A 14,380-nucleotide genomic window follows, 5' to 3' on the forward strand; every position below is an offset into this window, starting at 1 on the left:
CGGCCCACGGCATCCGGGAACGCCCGCGAACCACAGGAGATCGAATGACCAGCACCGAGACCACCCCGACGGCCGAGCAAGCGGGCGCCGCGTTCCACGCCCTGCGCGCCGAGATCGGCAAAGCGGTGGTCGGCAACGACAGCGCGGTCATGTACCTGGTGCTCGCGCTGCTGTGCCGCGGCCACGTGCTGCTCGAAGGTGTCCCGGGGGTGGCCAAGACGCTGTTGGTGCGGGCGCTGGCCACGGCGCTGGACCTGGACCACGCGCGGGTGCAGTTCACCCCGGACCTGATGCCCGGCGACGTCACCGGCTCGCAGATCTACGATCCGCACTCCGCGGAGTTCACCTTCCGGCACGGTCCGGTGTTCACCAACCTGCTGCTGGCCGACGAGATCAACCGCACGCCTCCGAAAACCCAGTCGTCGCTGCTGGAATCGATGGAGGAACGGCAGGTCTCGGTGGACGGGAAGCCGCAGCCGCTGCCCGATCCGTTCGTCGTCGTCGCCACCCAGAACCCGATCGAGCAGGAGGGCACCTACCCGCTGCCGGAGGCGCAGCTGGACCGGTTCCTGTTCAAGGTGGACATCCACCTGCCCGGCCGCGACGACGAGTTCCGCATCCTGCAACGCCACGCCGCAGGCTTCGATCCGCGTGACCTGACCGCCGCGGGCTTGCGTCCCGTCGCCGGCCCCGAACACATCACCGCCGCCCGCGCCGCGATCGCGCAGACGACGATCAGCCCCGAGGTGCTCGCCTACACCGTCGACGTGTGCCGGGCCACCCGCACTTCGCCCGCCGTGCAGCACGGGGCCTCGACCCGCGGCGCGACCGCACTGATGGCGGCCTCGCGCGCGTTCGCCTGGCTCACCGGTCGCGGGTTCGTCACACCCGACGACGTGAAAGCCGTCGCCGTCGCCGTGCTGCGCCACCGCCTGCAATTGCGTCCGGAGGCCGAACTGGACGGCGTGACCACCGAGGGTGTGCTGTCGTCGCTGCTGCTGTCGGTTCCGGTTCCGGTGTAGCGCATGGTCGTCACCGGTCGGCTGGCCGCCGCGGCAGGCGTGGCGGCCCTGTTCGTCACCCTGGTCCTGCCGTCCGTGCTCGGCGTGGTCGTGGGGACATGTGCCCTGGCGGCCGGGTTGCTCATCGATCTCGGCGCGGTGGGACGGGCGCGCGACCTGGCGCTGTCTCGCGAGGCACTCACCACGGTGCGACTCGGGCGCTCCGTCGAGGTGGAGCTCGTCGCGGTCAACACCGGAGCCCGCACGCTGCGCGGCACCGTATGGGACGACTGGCCCGGCAGCGCACGCGCCGGAAACCGCACGCACGAACTGGATCTCGCGCCGGGCACCAAGGTCCGCTTCCGCACCGCGCTCACGCCCACCTATCGCGGCGATCGGGTCGCGGGCCAGGTCACCGTGCGCCTGCTCGGCCCGCTCGGGCTGGCGGGCAGGCAGACGAGGCACGACGTGCCCGCCCGGGTACGCGCGCTGCCCGCGTTCCGCGCCGAACGGCTGTTGCGCTCGAAGGTCAAGCGGTTGCAACACCTGGAAGGCCGCAATGTAGCCAACCTGCGCGGACAGGGCACCGAATTCGACTCCTTCCGCGAGTACGTCGCCGGGGACGACGTGCGCGCCATCGACTGGCGCGCCACCGCCCGCGCCACCGACGTCCTGGTCCGCACCTGGCGCCCGGAGCGCAACCGGCACATGCTGATGCTGCTGGACACCGGCCGGGTCAGCGCGGGCCGGGTGGGCGACGGCACCCGCTTGGACGCCAGCATCGAGGCGGCCCTGCTGCTCGGTGGCCTGGCCGCCGCCGCGGGAGACTCGGTCGACCTGCTCGCCTTCGACCGGAGAGCCCGCGCCGAAGTCCGGGGTATCGGCGGGAAAGGTCTGCAGCTGAAGTTGATGCACGCGATGGCGGGCATCACCCCCGCGCTCGTCGACACCGACAGCGCCGGGCTGGTGCGGGCGGCCATCCAGCGCACCCGCCGACGCAGTCTGGTCGTCTGGTTCACCAGCCTGGACGGCGCCGCGGTCGAGGAGAACCTGCTGCCCGTGCTGCCGGTGCTGGCGCAGCGGCACCGAGTCCTCATCGTCTCGGTGACCGATCCCGATGTCGCCGCGGCCGCCACCCGCCGCGACAATCTCGCCGACCTCTACGCCGCCGCCGCGGCGGAATCCGTCATCGCCGAACGCGCGCTGGTCCAGGAATCGCTGCGCCGCACCGGAATCGCGGTCGTCGCCGCGTCACCGGAACGACTGCCGGAGGCCTTGGCGGACGAATACCTGGAACTGAAGCAATCCGGCGCACTCTGAGGAGGATCATGGCCGCATGGCCTCAGATCTCGCCGCCTTCGTCCGTGGACTGCCGAAAGCGGAGCTGCACCTGCATCTGGAAGGGACGCTCGAGCCGGAGCTGAAGTTCCGCCTCGCCCGGCGAAACGGCATCGAGCTGCCAGAGAAGACCGTGGACGAGGTGAAGCAGACCTATCGCTTCCACGACCTGACGTCGTTCCTGCGGGTCTACTACCCCGCGATGCGCGTTCTCCAGCGCCCCGAGGACTTCCACGACCTCGCATTCGACTATCTGCGCCGGGCGCACGCCCAAGGCGTGCGCCATGCCGAGCTGTTCTTCGATCCGCAGGCGCACACCGGGCGCGGGATCCCGTTTCCCACGGTGATCAGCGGATACCGGTCGGCGATCGCGCGAGCGCGGCGGGAACTGGGGATATCCGCCGAGCTGATCCTGTGCTTCCTGCGCGATCACTCCGCCGAGTACGCCATGGCGACGCTGCTGGAGGCGCTGCCGTACAAGAGCTGGATTCTCGGGGTCGGGCTGGATTCCGACGAGCGCGGAAACCCGCCGAGCAAGTTCGCCGCCGTCTTCGAGCGCGCCCGCGCGGAAGGGTTCCTGCTGACGATGCACTGCGACATCGACCAGCCGGATTCGGTCGAGCACATCCGCCAGGCGTTGGAGGACATCGCCGTCGACCGCCTCGACCACGGCACGAACATCGTCGAGGACGACCGTTTGGTCGAACTGGCCGCAGCCAAGGGAATCGCGCTCACCTGCTGTCCGGTGTCGAACTCCTTCGTCACCGCCGAGATGAAGTCCGCGCAGATCGTCGGCCTGCTCGATCGCGGGCTGACGGTGACGGTCAACAGCGACGACCCCGCCTACTTCGGGGCGTACGTGGCCGACAACTACCTCGAACTCGCCGAGCAGGCCGGCCTCGGCATCGATCGGCTGGCCGAGCTGGCCAGGAATTCGTTCCGCGCTTCCTGGCTGACGCCCGCCCGGCAGGACGCGTTCCTTCGCGAGGTGGACGACTACGTCGCGGCGAACGGCTGACCCACGCGCGGCGGGAACATCGGGTACATCGGCGCGGGCAGCACCCGGCGCTGTCGTTCGGCGATGACCGCGCCGAGGATCTGCGGCGGCGGGTAACCGGACGGCGGCGCCACGCGCAGCCGCCCGCACACCTCACCCACTAGCGCCGTGCCCAGTTGGTGCCGCGCCGCGGGCGTCAGGGTGCGCAACCGCGTGAGGTACTGCCGCACCGCCAACGCGAGCTCCTCCGGCAGTCCGGACAGATCGAGCTGCGCGCTCCAGCCGGTCAGCCAGGGCGGCGCGATCGCGAGCGCGGGCGGTGGCAGCGGGCGCTGCGCGTGCACGACCACGGTGCCCGCGAGCACGTCACCGATCCGCCGCGCTTGCGGCGAGCACATCGAGGTGAGTACCGCGATGGCGCCGAACCCGCCGAGCATCCAGAAATCGACGATCGCGCCCGCCAGGCCGCGGGTGAGCGCGTGCCGGAAGTCGATCGGCCCGCCGTCGGCGCGCACCACGCGCAGCCCGAGCATCAGTTTGCCCAGTGTCCGCCCCCGCCAAGCGGTCTCGCAGGCCACCGGATACCCGACCAGCACGGTCACGATGGTGACCAGCATCACCACATCCAGCCAGGCCGAGTCGACGCCCGCGGGCAGCAGCAGCGTGACGATCGCGAACAGCAGCACGAAAGCGAGCGTGCACTGGGCCAGCACGTCGATCAGGAACGCGCTCGCCCTGGTGGGGATCCGGGCGATCGGCAGCTCCAGGGCCACTGCTTCGCCGGTGGTGAACTCAGCCATGTCGATAGCATTCTTGCGACCGGCGGGAGTGGGAGGCAACCGAATGGACGTGGACGCATACAGCGTGGCGCACCGCAGGGCGTGGGACCGGCTCGACTACTTGTCCAAACGGAGCAAGCTGACCGGCGCGGAGGCGGACGAACTCGTCACGCTCTACCGCCGCACCTCCCAGCAGCTGGCACGGTTGCAGTCGCACAGCCCCGACCCGGAGCTGATCGCCGGGCTGAGCGCACTGCTGGCGCGTGCGCGCGGCCGGGTACTCGGGACCCGAACCGACACCTGGCAGGAGATCGGCCGGTTCTTCGGCCACCGCTTCCCCGCGGCGCTCTACCGGGCCTGGCCGTGGTGGGTCGGCGTGGCCGCGGTGTTCTTGTGCGTATCGGCCGGCTTGGCCGTCTGGGTGGACCGATTCGAGTCGGCGCGCGAAGTACTCGGAATCCCGGCGGATACCGGAAGTCTCACCGCACCGGGCGGCGCGTTCGAGACGTACTACTCGGAGCATCCGCAGGGCGCCTTCGCCGCCCAGGTATGGACCAACAACGCGTGGGTGACCGCCATCGCCTTGTTCACCGGCGTACTGATCCTGCCCGCGGTCTATCTGTTGTTCATGAACGCGCTCAATCTGGGCGTCAGCGCCGGGCTGATGGCCGACGCGGGGCGGCTGGACTCGTTCTTCGGGTTCATCCTTCCGCACGGCACGCTGGAACTCACCGCCGTGTTCGTCGCGGGGGGCGTGGGCCTGAAACTCGGTTGGACGCTGATCGATCCGGGACGGCTCAGCCGGGTGGAGGCGGTGGCCAGGCAGGGACGGACGACCGCCACCGTCGCGCTCGGCCTGGTCGGAGTGTTGCTGGTGTGCGGCTTCATCGAAGGATTCGTGACGCCGAGCCCGCTGCCCACGCCGATTCGCCTCGCGATCGGCTTCACCGCCGAGGCGTTGTTCCTGGTGTACGTGTTCGGGGTGGGTCGCCGTGCGGTCACGGAGCAGGCGGGCGCGGATTCCGAGGCATCCAGCGATCAGCCGTCCACTGTGACGCAGCCAACATTCAGCACACCCTGAGCGACGCAGCTGGGACAATCGGCAGCTACGCGGTGTGAGATCGGTTCGGAAGTCCCCCATTTGAGTTCCGCTGGCCGCAGCGAGTCCGGCTCGAGCTGCGGCCAGCGTTACCGTCAACTCTACACAATCGTTATCCCTACGCAACCCTCCCCGTCGAGGTCAAGCGTATAAAGCAGCGCCCCAGCAAACCCTGGTGGCCGCGCACTTTCACCCCCCGCCAGCTAATCGCATGCGACACGCGCGATCACTGTTTCGACGGCCCGGCACCGCCTCGGTGACACTCCCGAAACACGCGATGGGAATCGTCTCCGCAATAGCTCGGGAACTCCTCCGAGGCGTTAGCCGGGGCGGAAGATAGACCTCTCCATGGTTGCTGACATGGGCTCCTACCTGCACGTTCATTTGCAAGAATTGCCGGTTGCTGATCAGCACTCGAAAAAAAGAGACCACAGGTTTGTTTACGCGGTAATAAACCGGGTAAGGACGTAGTGGCGCGCGGGGAAGACCGGCCAGTTCCCCGACAGGCTCCGTATTAACCGGTTGGGGAAAGAGCGGTCGCTCACCCCGCCCAGTCGCCCGATTCAGCACCTCGGCCGCAACCGTAACGGGTTATGTGATCTTCGCCTCACCTGCCGCAACGAGGGCTGGAGCCGCGCGAAATCGACGCCACCACAGCCGAGTTCGAGAGACGCACGTCACAGTCCAGTGCTCGACCGGTCCCCGATCCCTTGCCGAGGCGATTCGTCTGTGCGCGGCTGGACGCACCACCGAGTTCGTCGATGCGCGGACCGAACGGTACGCCCCGGTCGGAGGCGGAAATGGCTCGAGTGGGGCGAGTCACTTGCTCGCTGCCCCCGCCTGCTCAGCCGACGCGCAGGATCCCGGTGACCGTTCCTTGGAGCAGGTGGCCGTCCTGCGTGATCAGCGGCGCGGTTTGCAGAGGATCGTCGACGACGGTGCCGGGAAGGTGCTGTGCGGCGGTGACCGCACCGGTTTCCGGGTCGAGCACGGTGAACGCGTACCCGTCGAGGGGCGTGGTGTGGTTCGCGCCGACGCGGGCGACCGTGTACAGCAGGCCGTCGGCGGTGGACAGGCGCGGTACGGCCGCGCTGCGCACCGTGTTCTCCCACACCACGCGGCATCCGTCGCCGTCCACATCAACGCGCGTCATGCCGCCGGTGAACGGCGCGCTCGGGGGCACCGCCGGTCCAGCACCCTCGGGCAGCGCCGGGTAGGGGTATCCGTATGTGCTCGCCACGAAGACCGAGCGGCCGACCCCGACCGGCGAATTCTCGCTGCCCGCACCGCCTTCCCCGAGCACCGGTGCCGCGCATACCAGTTCGCCGGTCCCCGAACGGAATATCAGGACGTGCACCTGCCCGTCGGCGTTGTCGACGATGGTCAGGTAGTCCGCACCGGTGCGCGGCCCGAAATAGGTGGGGGTAGAGCCGGTGCCCCAACTGAGCTGTCCCGGCTTGCGCGCCGATCCCCGGTCGTACGGCGCGCGCCACACGATCTCAGGAACGCCGGACGCGGCGGCGCGCAGTTCGTACAGCGCGTGCGTCGTGGCCACCGCCACCTGTCCGCTCGGCGCCGACGAGATGCTGTTGGCCACGCGCTCTCCCGCGGGCAGCGCGAGCGCCGTGACCTGCCCGGTAGCCGTGACGAACCCGGCCACGCCCTGACCGGACGCGAACCACACATTGCCCGACCAGTCCGGCACGAGTCCGGTCACCGCGTCTCCGGGCGGGAGCACCGGACCGAGATCGGCCAGGTCTTCGCCGATCAGCCGCCACGCCCCCGCCGCGTCGCGCTCGTGCCGGATGCGCAGCAGCCGGTCGGTGCCGTCCACGACCACCAACCGGTCGTCCTGGTCGAGGTAGGCGTACACGCCGCCGAGCAGGCTTCCCCTGGTCAACGGCAGTGCGGCGAGCGAACCCGCCAGCGGGCCCGGCGCAGCGGGATCGAGCAGGTGCACCGTCGGGGTCTGTCCCGCGATCGCGGTGCACAGGGCGACCACGAGGCGGTCCGATCCTTCCAGCAGCGTGGGGCACGCGGAGGCCAGCGGATAGGCCGCGACCGCGCCCGCGGCGGCGGGCCCGGCGAGCGCCGTCACGTCCGAGGATCCCGCGTCGCCGTGCATGGTCGCGGCGCCGGGCGGCCCGAGGAACGGGTTCGGCGGCGCGAGCGGCCCCCATGGCGCGGCGGCCGAGGCGGGCTGACCGGGCAGCAGAGCCAGCGCGCAGGCGGCGAGAACGATCATCGGTCGGCGCATCGAGGTCGTCCTTCACAACGCGGTAGTCGAACGGATACCAACAGAACAGTATTCGGACATTCACCGCACCGTCCGGTACGGGCGGGCCGATACGATGGCGCCCATGAACTCCGTTCGGGCCCGCTTGTTGTCCACCCTCGCCGGTCAGCTCGGAAATCCCCACGGCGTGCTCGGCAAAGGTGTCGCCTTCCTGCTCAATCGCGGCAACAAGGCCGCCATCGCCGGTGCGGTGGAGGCGGCCGCCGTCGCGCCCGGCGGCACGGCGGCCGACGTCGGATTCGGCGGCGGCGCAGGGCTTTCGCTGCTGCTCGATCGGGTCGGCGCGGACGGTGTGGTGCACGGCGTCGAGATCTCCGCGGACATGCTGGCACGCGCCCGCTCCGGTCACGGAAGCGACATCGAGTCCGGTCGCCTGCGGCTGCTCGAGGGTTCGCTCACCGCGCTGCCCTTGCCCGACGACAGTCTCGATGCCGCGATCACCGTCAACACCGTCTACTTCGTGCCGGACCTGCAAGCGGCCTGCGCCGAACTCGCGCGCGTGGTCCGGCCGGGTGGCCGTCTGGTGGTCGGCATCGGAGATCCGGACGCGATGGCGAAGCTGCCGTTCACCCCGTACGGCTTCACCCTGCGCCCGGTGCCGCAGGTGATCGCGGCACTGGAACAGGCGGGCTGCCAGGTCGAGCATCGGCGGCTCGCGAATACGCCGATTCCGCACCACCTTCTGGTGGCGACGCCCCGCTGACTCACATCAGCGCGCCGCCGTCGACCCGGATCTCGGTGCCGGTCATGTACCGGCCGTCATCGGAGGCGACCATGGCGACCACCCCGGCGATGTCCTCCGGAGAGCCGAGCGCGCCGCCATTGAGCCACCCGGTCATCCGGGAGAACAACTGCGGATCGAAACCCTCGGGCTGAGCCAGGATGGACTTCGTCGTGATACCGCTGGTGATGCCGGCCGGAACGATGTTCACCGCCCGCAAGCCCTGTTTGGCGTACTCCAGAGCGATGGCGTGCGTGAAAGCGTTCACGCCGCCCTTGGACGCCGCGTAGGAGGCCAGATAGGGCGCCGCGCTGAACGCCGCGGTGGAGGAGATGTTGACCACCACGCCGCGCCCGGTGTCCAGCAGAGCGGGCAGCGCGGCCTGGGTCATCAGGAAGGTGCCGGTGAGATTCACCCCGATCACCTGGTTCCACACCTCGAGCGGCATCTCGTGGGTGCGCGCGGGGCGGAGGATGCCCGCCGCGTTGACCAGCACGTCCAGTCCGCCGAGGAACTCGAGCGCCGTTTCGGTGGCGGTGCGCACCGACGCCGGATCGGCGGTGTCGACCTCGACCGTTCGCAGTCGTTCGGCGCCGTCACCCGCCTTCTCCGCGGTGGTGGCCAAGCCGGCCGCATCGATGTCGGCGGCGACCAGCTGCGCCCCTTCGTCCAGCAGTCGCAGGGCGATGCCCTGACCGATGCCGGACCCCGCTCCCGTCACCACCACGCGGCGGCCGTCAAATCTGCGCATGCCAAAAATTAGAACACGTTCTCATCGACCGTCAAGGGACTTCCGCGCTCTCCGGCGATCCGCAGCACCATGGCGGCCGTCGCCGCGGCGTACGCACGACTGGCCGCTACCGGACGGCTCGCCGGGTAATTGGAGCGATGGGTGACGACGACGCCGTTGGGCAGGGTGACCGTCCGGTCCGCAACGGTCGCGACGCAGTTGCCGCCCGCCTTGGCCACGAGATCCACGATCACCGTCCCTGGGCCGAGCAGGTCCAACTCCGCCTGCCCGAGCAGGCGGGGCGCCGGGGATCCGCGGTGCACGGCGGTGCAGACGACGAGGTCGGGCGGCGTCGCGGCGAGCGATTCCAGCAGCGCCGCGTTGTCGTCCCGGTTCGGCACGAACTGCCCGGCGCCCGCCGCCGACGCGGCCGCCCGTTGGGCGAGGCGGTTACCGACCGCTGTCGGCTTCTCGTCGCCGAACGTGCGCGCGGCCGCGATCGCGGCGAGCCCGGCCGCCCCGCACCCCAGCACCAGACCACGGACCGGACGGGTGAGCCGCGCGGGGGCGAGCAGCCGCCTGCCTTCGGCGTAACCCTCCGCGCCCGCGATCCGGCTCATCCCGGACAGCGCGTCGATCTCGGCGGTCGAGTCGTCGCGCGGCACCAGGTCGAAGGCGACCGATTCGATGCCGAGGCCGCGCAACCGATCGATCTCGCCGCGGCGGTAGTGCGGATCTTGGAAGCCGACCAGCGTGGTCCCCGCGCGCAACGGCATCGAATCCAGGTCGAACGCGGGCGGTTTCACCCAGACGACGATGCCCGCGCCCTCGAACACCGCCGCGCGATCCCCGACGACGTCCGCCCCGGCCGCGCGGTAGGCCGCGTCGGCGAAACCCGCACCTCGCCCCGCGCTTTCCTCCACGAGCACTCGAAGTCCCGCTGTCGAAAGCGTGCGGACCGCGTCGGGTGTGAGCGCCACACGAGTCTCCCGTCGCGCGGTCTCGCGAAGCACCCCGACGATCACCGCGCGGCTCCGGGCTCCGCTACCAAGGCGGTCAGGCCGCGATCGGCGAGCGCGGCGCGATAGGTGAGCCCGCCGGCGATATCGCGGATCAATTGCTCCAGCCGGTCGAAGAGTTCCTCGAGCAAAGCGGGCGATTCGTGTCGCGGCGCTTTGCGGGGAGCGAGAACGTTCAACCGGACGCCGGGTCGCAGCGAGCCGGTGCGGTCCAGCGCGACGCTGTCGACGCCGGCCACGGCGAGCAGCAGGTCTTCCACCTGCGCACTCGTGTGTACACCCGCCGCGTCGAGGAGGGCGCGATCGAACACCACCGAGACGAACATTCCTTCCGGATTGCCCAGCGGTCGCAGGACCTCGGCCCCGAGCCGGGCGTTGATCTCGGCGATGTGGCCGCACGCCCGCTCGATCTGCGCGCGCATAAGCGTGTGGTTACGGGCGAAGTATTCCTCGGAAGTGTGCTCGAGGATCGCGCGAGCCAGGTGGGTGGTCTCGCGCTGGAACGAGATGGTGAGCCGTTCCCGGATCCGCTCCAGCCACGCGCTGTCGCCCGTGCATGCCGCACCCATCTTGCAGGGGCCGAAGGCGTTGTAGCCCTTGGAGTTGCCCGTGATGGTCAGCACCACGTCGTACAGCCGCCGGATGCCCTGCTCGGTCGGCACGTGCAGCGCGGCGACCGGGATGTGCGAGGCCACCAGCAGGTCGAAGGCCATGTCGCAGATGACGGGGACGCCGCAGTCGAGCAGCACTCGTCCGATCTGCGCCAGCTCGGCGGCCGTGTAGTCGGCGACGACCGGGTTGCCCGGCAGCGTGAGCAGCACGCCGCACAGCTCGCCCGTCGCCCGCAGCCCGTCGAGGCAGCGGGCCAGCCGGGCGGGGTCGATCTTGAAGCCGTCGTCCGGGGCCACCGGGCACGACACGATCCGCAAGCCGAATTTCTCCACGTGGATGCTGGAGCTCTTGTAGAAGCCCTCCGGGCACACGATCACCCCGCCGGGCCTGGCCAGGCTCGCGACGGCCTCCTCGAGCAGCATCGTGCTCGAGTACGGGCAGACGATCACCTCTTCCGCACGTACCCGGACGCCGGGGACCCCTTCCACCGGATGTGACAGGCGCCCGAACAGCCTGCGGGCCGCCAGCTCCCGCAGGATCAACGGCTGCCGCTTGTCGTAGAGCCTGCCGTCGAGATACTCCGCGGCGGGCGCGATGTGCAGGCTCTCTCGCCATGCCCGGTCCAGCGCCGCGACGGCGTGCGCGTCGGGGGCACGGCCGGTCTCGCCGTGGTAGGCGTCGATGACGCCCGAGTGGCGCAGGCCGCCGGTCCCCGCGAACCAGGCGTCCCGCGAAACGTGCCCGCGCACTTGCCGTTTCCTGGCCTCGGAGCGATTGGTCAGCATCGCCAGGTCGGCGAGCGGATCGGTGAGCACGTGGCTCTGAGTCACGGAACCTCGCCTTCTGAAGAGTCTCCCGGTGCGGGCATGGTGTTCCATTTCTCCTGGAGCGCGGCGCGGAACAGGCTGCGGCAGTTGCCCTCGGCGAGTCGTTCGAATTCCGCCAGTGGCGGTTGCGCGACGATCTGGTCGACAACGACGGCCGAACCGGCGCGCCGGAGGTCGTAGAGTTTCTCGAACCGCCGGACCGCGAACGCGACGTCGTGCTTCAGCGCGGAGAAGCGCGTCGCCACCCGGGCCTGGCGCGAGTAGTCGTACTCGCCCACCGCGACGTAGCGGTCGTCGACCACGAGCATGCTCTGCGCGTTGCGGGCGTATTCGCGCTTGACCAGCACGCTCTCCACGCCCGAGCGCGCCTGCTTCCACAGTTTGTCGTCATAGGGCCAGACGTCCGAGATGTCGTCGAGCACGTACATCCGCCGCACATCGATCTTCGGCGGATGGGCCTTGTCGGCCAGGCGCAGGATCGCCGCGTGATAGTCGTCGCCGACATCGCCGCCGATCGTGCCCAGGTCGGCGGTGTGGATCGCGCGCACCGACGTGGTGGCCTGTTCCAGGATCGTCAGCCAGTCGGTGACAGTGTTCCATTCCCATACCGTGGCGCTGCGCGAGGGAATCTGCGCGAGGATCTCCTCGGCGCGTTCCAACTGCCGGTCGGCGACAAGGCGCAGCGGTTCGATCTCCGCTCGCGCGCCGGATGCGTCGATCAGACTCTGCGCGATACCCAGTGCGCGCGAGACCAATTCGGGGTCCTTGCCGAGCAGGACGTTGAATCGCATCCGCAGGTCGTAATAGTTGCTGCTGGTCGGATCGGTCGCGGGATCGGCGCTGCCGTCGGTCGGCAGTTCCGCGCCCAGGGCGAGGCTCAGGCGTTCCCGCAGCGCGAGCGGCGGAATCCGGCTGCCGTTCTCGATCTGCTGAATCAGACTGCGGGAACAGCCCGCTCGGGTGGCGAGTGCCGCCTGCGTGTAGCCGCGTTCCAGTCGTAGCCTGCGGACCAGATCGCCGACCTGCTCATCCGAGCCGGAGCCAGCCATCCCGTGCCTCCCATCCTGCACCTTGCATACGCATGCTCACGGCATGTCACGATGCATCATTCTAATCATCGAGTGGCAAAAGGCATCCGACGAATCGCGCTCGCCGAATTTCGTTGTCGAGCAGAGACCGACACCCCCTGCGAAAAGGGCTGCCACATGAGCCCAGGAACGTACCGCACCGGCTTTATCCCACAGTGAAAACCGAAATCTGCCCGGATTCCCGATGAGTATTGAGCTACGTGACTATCTAAAGTCATTGAAGCTTATCTAGTATCATCACAAAGCGCTAAAGCTTCGTTGACAGCAAGATGTGGCCGCACCTAGCCTTGATCTCGAAGTCACCGCAATTCGGTCTCCGCACAACGGTTTCCGGTCTACCGATCGTGGTGGCCCGATAACTCTAGGAGGTGCCGGATGCGGATACCTCGTCATGGCGCAGCCCGGCACCATCTGCGGCCAGGTGTGACCACCCGCCTTCCCGCTCGCGCCGATCCCCCGACGCATTCGGACACCGATACGGCCGAAGCGCGGACGAATCCACCGCGTTCGGGCACGGTAAACCGCCGAGCGGCGGGTCCACGTCATCCCGAACAGCGTGAATGAGAGCGGATCATGGCACTCGACATCACCGATTCGATCATCACCAGCGACATCAGCCCGGAAACCGCCCGGCTGCTTCCCTCGTCCTCCGGCACAGCGTGGGAACTCAGCTGGCTGCCCTCCGTCGCCCTGACCCGCGATCAGGCGGTGAGCGGGATGGTGCTGGACGAAATGCTCAGCGATCCCGGCACGCTCACCAGCGACCTCGAGCTGGAACTGGCCGCCCTGCACGCCGCTGAGCTCGGCGTCACCCTGCGCGAGGTGCTGATCCGGCTGTACGTCCGCATCACCGAACGCGACAACGAAGCATCCCGCCGCACCCACACGCCGCTCCCCGCCGCCTGACCGCGACAGGGCCCGGCGTCGGTCCACGGGCGTCCGGCACTTGCGCGCGGCATCCGAGCGGCGAACGATTGACTGTGCGCCGGCCGCGATCGCGGGCCGTGCGGTGTCCCGCCCTCGGTGGACCACGACGCGACGGCCCGGCGACACCGCGGAGTGATCGCTCCGCCCGAGGAGGAACCGATGTTCATCCAAGTCATTCAAGGCAAGGCCGCCGACCCCGCCCGACTGAATCGGTGCATGGATCGCTGGAACGAGGAACTGAAGCCGGGAGCCGTCGGCTATCTCGGCACGACCAGCGGACTGTGCGACGACGGCACCTTCATCGCGCTCGCCCGATTCGAATCCGAGGAAGCCGCCCGCCGCAACAGCGAGCGCCCGGAGCAGGGCGCCTGGTGGCGGGAGACCGAGCAGTGCTTCGACGGGCCGGTCACCTTCATGGACTGCGCCGAAGTCACGCAGTGGATGGGTGGCGGCTCCGACCGCGCCGGATTCGTGCAGGTCATGGAGGGTCACACCCGCGACGCCGGACGGATGCGCGAGATACTGGCCCAGTCGGGCGATCGGTTGCACGAGGTACGCCCGGAGATTCTCGGCGGCACGCTGGCGACCTACGGCGACGACGGATTCGTCGAGACGGTGTACTTCACCTCCGAAGCCGAAGCCCGCGAACACGAGAAGATCGAGATACCGGACGATCTGCGGTCGCTGTTCGAGGAGGAGAACGCCCTCATGGGTGACGTCGCCTACTTCGACCTGCACCAACCGTCGCTGAGTTCGCCACAGAAGTAACAGGCCCGCGACCGGCAACCGCCCGATCCGATCGGCGACTGCGCACACACAATCGAGCTGGTCCCACCCTTCGGCCGTTCCCAGCTTCGGGAAGAGACGCCACGGGTGCCGGAGCTGCTCCCGGAGGACAATGTCTTCTCTCGGTGTCGTTGACGCAGGGTGAAGGGTTTGCCGGGAT

General features: G+C 69.2%; 13 protein-coding genes. 7 read left to right on the top strand and 6 right to left on the bottom strand.

Annotated features, from left to right (window positions below; genetic code table 11):
* The first annotated feature begins 44 nt into the window (after window positions 1-44).
* The 3 genes from ACGF7Y_RS09755 to add are packed head-to-tail and all read left to right on the top strand — an operon-like array spanning window position 45 to window position 3,357.
* Entirely contained in the window at window positions 45-1,022 is a 978-nt protein-coding gene (locus ACGF7Y_RS09755) for a MoxR family ATPase (protein WP_062966988.1), read from the top strand.
* A 3-nt stretch (window positions 1,023-1,025) separates the two neighbouring features.
* Window positions 1,026-2,321 (top strand): DUF58 domain-containing protein, encoded by a 1,296-nt coding sequence (locus ACGF7Y_RS09760; protein ID WP_393231505.1) that lies wholly within the window; start codon window positions 1,026-1,028, stop codon window positions 2,319-2,321.
* Between the two features lie 16 nt (window positions 2,322-2,337).
* Window positions 2,338-3,357: an adenosine deaminase gene (gene add / locus ACGF7Y_RS09765; protein ID WP_393231508.1), complete on the top strand. Its 1,020-nt coding sequence runs from the start codon at window positions 2,338-2,340 to the stop codon at window positions 3,355-3,357.
* Here the strand turns inward: add and ACGF7Y_RS09770 are convergent.
* Entirely contained in the window at window positions 3,336-4,136 is an 801-nt protein-coding gene (locus tag ACGF7Y_RS09770) for an RDD family protein (protein WP_393231510.1), read from the bottom strand. The genes add and ACGF7Y_RS09770 overlap by 22 nt on opposite strands.
* Before the next feature lie 43 nt (window positions 4,137-4,179).
* On the opposite strand from ACGF7Y_RS09770, the gene ACGF7Y_RS09775 reads away from it, so the two are divergent.
* Window positions 4,180-5,196 carry a stage II sporulation protein M gene (locus ACGF7Y_RS09775; protein ID WP_393231513.1) on the top strand — a complete coding sequence of 339 codons (1,017 nt, stop codon included), beginning with the start codon at window positions 4,180-4,182 and terminating at the stop codon, window positions 5,194-5,196.
* 862 nt (window positions 5,197-6,058) lie between these two features.
* Here ACGF7Y_RS09775 and ACGF7Y_RS09780 read toward each other — a convergent pair.
* The gene (locus ACGF7Y_RS09780; protein WP_393231516.1) at window positions 6,059-7,471 is read right to left on the bottom strand and encodes a hypothetical protein; all 1,413 of its coding nucleotides are present in this window, start codon (window positions 7,469-7,471) and stop codon (window positions 6,059-6,061) included.
* Window positions 7,472-7,574: 103 nt separating this feature from the next.
* On the opposite strand from ACGF7Y_RS09780, the gene ACGF7Y_RS09785 reads away from it, so the two are divergent.
* Window positions 7,575-8,213 (top strand): methyltransferase domain-containing protein, encoded by a 639-nt coding sequence (locus ACGF7Y_RS09785; protein WP_393231519.1) that lies wholly within the window; start codon window positions 7,575-7,577, stop codon window positions 8,211-8,213.
* A gap of 1 nt (window position 8,214) precedes the next feature.
* Here ACGF7Y_RS09785 and ACGF7Y_RS09790 read toward each other — a convergent pair whose 3' ends face one another.
* From ACGF7Y_RS09790 to ACGF7Y_RS09805, 4 genes are read right to left on the bottom strand one after another with little or no spacing between them, the layout of a single operon-like run.
* Window positions 8,215-8,982, bottom strand: coding sequence for an SDR family NAD(P)-dependent oxidoreductase (locus tag ACGF7Y_RS09790; RefSeq protein ID WP_393231521.1), 768 nt, complete (start codon window positions 8,980-8,982; stop codon window positions 8,215-8,217).
* An 8-nt stretch (window positions 8,983-8,990) separates the two neighbouring features.
* Window positions 8,991-9,986, bottom strand: coding sequence for a hypothetical protein (locus ACGF7Y_RS09795; protein WP_393231524.1), 996 nt, complete (start codon window positions 9,984-9,986; stop codon window positions 8,991-8,993).
* Window positions 9,983-11,422, bottom strand: coding sequence for a pyridoxal phosphate-dependent aminotransferase (locus ACGF7Y_RS09800; RefSeq protein WP_393231526.1), 1,440 nt, complete (start codon window positions 11,420-11,422; stop codon window positions 9,983-9,985). Before ACGF7Y_RS09800 ends, ACGF7Y_RS09795 begins: the two co-directional genes overlap by 4 nt.
* Window positions 11,419-12,468, bottom strand: a complete 1,050-nt coding sequence (locus tag ACGF7Y_RS09805; protein ID WP_393231528.1) for a helix-turn-helix domain-containing protein — start codon at window positions 12,466-12,468, stop codon at window positions 11,419-11,421. The genes ACGF7Y_RS09800 and ACGF7Y_RS09805 overlap by 4 nt, the downstream gene beginning before the upstream one ends.
* A 612-nt stretch (window positions 12,469-13,080) precedes the next feature.
* Here ACGF7Y_RS09805 and ACGF7Y_RS09810 point away from each other — a divergent pair.
* Together ACGF7Y_RS09810 and ACGF7Y_RS09815 are read left to right on the top strand one after the other, a co-directional pair.
* Complete coding sequence (locus ACGF7Y_RS09810; protein ID WP_393231530.1) at window positions 13,081-13,413, top strand: hypothetical protein; 333 nt, start codon at window positions 13,081-13,083, stop codon at window positions 13,411-13,413.
* Between the two features lie 180 nt (window positions 13,414-13,593).
* Window positions 13,594-14,202, top strand: coding sequence for a hypothetical protein (locus ACGF7Y_RS09815; RefSeq protein WP_357040892.1), 609 nt, complete (start codon window positions 13,594-13,596; stop codon window positions 14,200-14,202).
* Window positions 14,203-14,380: the final 178 nt, after the last annotated feature.

Source organism: Nocardia sp. NPDC047654, assembly GCF_043205035.1.
Taxonomy (GTDB): domain Bacteria; phylum Actinomycetota; class Actinomycetes; order Mycobacteriales; family Mycobacteriaceae; genus Nocardia.

Bases quoted from the DNA above. Each gene is read 5' to 3' on its own strand.
- ACGF7Y_RS09755 (WP_062966988.1), top strand. From the start codon at position 45: ATGACCAGCACCGAGACCACCCCGACGGCCGAGCAAGCGGGCGCCGCG.
- ACGF7Y_RS09760 (WP_393231505.1), top strand. From the start codon at position 1,026: ATGGTCGTCACCGGTCGGCTGGCCGCCGCGGCAGGCGTGGCGGCCCTG.
- add (WP_393231508.1), top strand. From the start codon at position 2,338: ATGGCCTCAGATCTCGCCGCCTTCGTCCGTGGACTGCCGAAAGCGGAG.
- ACGF7Y_RS09770 (WP_393231510.1), bottom strand. From the start codon at position 4,136: ATGGCTGAGTTCACCACCGGCGAAGCAGTGGCCCTGGAGCTGCCGATC.
- ACGF7Y_RS09775 (WP_393231513.1), top strand. From the start codon at position 4,180: ATGGACGTGGACGCATACAGCGTGGCGCACCGCAGGGCGTGGGACCGG.
- ACGF7Y_RS09780 (WP_393231516.1), bottom strand. From the start codon at position 7,471: ATGCGCCGACCGATGATCGTTCTCGCCGCCTGCGCGCTGGCTCTGCTG.
- ACGF7Y_RS09785 (WP_393231519.1), top strand. From the start codon at position 7,575: ATGAACTCCGTTCGGGCCCGCTTGTTGTCCACCCTCGCCGGTCAGCTC.
- ACGF7Y_RS09790 (WP_393231521.1), bottom strand. From the start codon at position 8,982: ATGCGCAGATTTGACGGCCGCCGCGTGGTGGTGACGGGAGCGGGGTCC.
- ACGF7Y_RS09805 (WP_393231528.1), bottom strand. From the start codon at position 12,468: ATGGCTGGCTCCGGCTCGGATGAGCAGGTCGGCGATCTGGTCCGCAGG.
- ACGF7Y_RS09810 (WP_393231530.1), top strand. From the start codon at position 13,081: ATGGCACTCGACATCACCGATTCGATCATCACCAGCGACATCAGCCCG.
- ACGF7Y_RS09815 (WP_357040892.1), top strand. From the start codon at position 13,594: ATGTTCATCCAAGTCATTCAAGGCAAGGCCGCCGACCCCGCCCGACTG.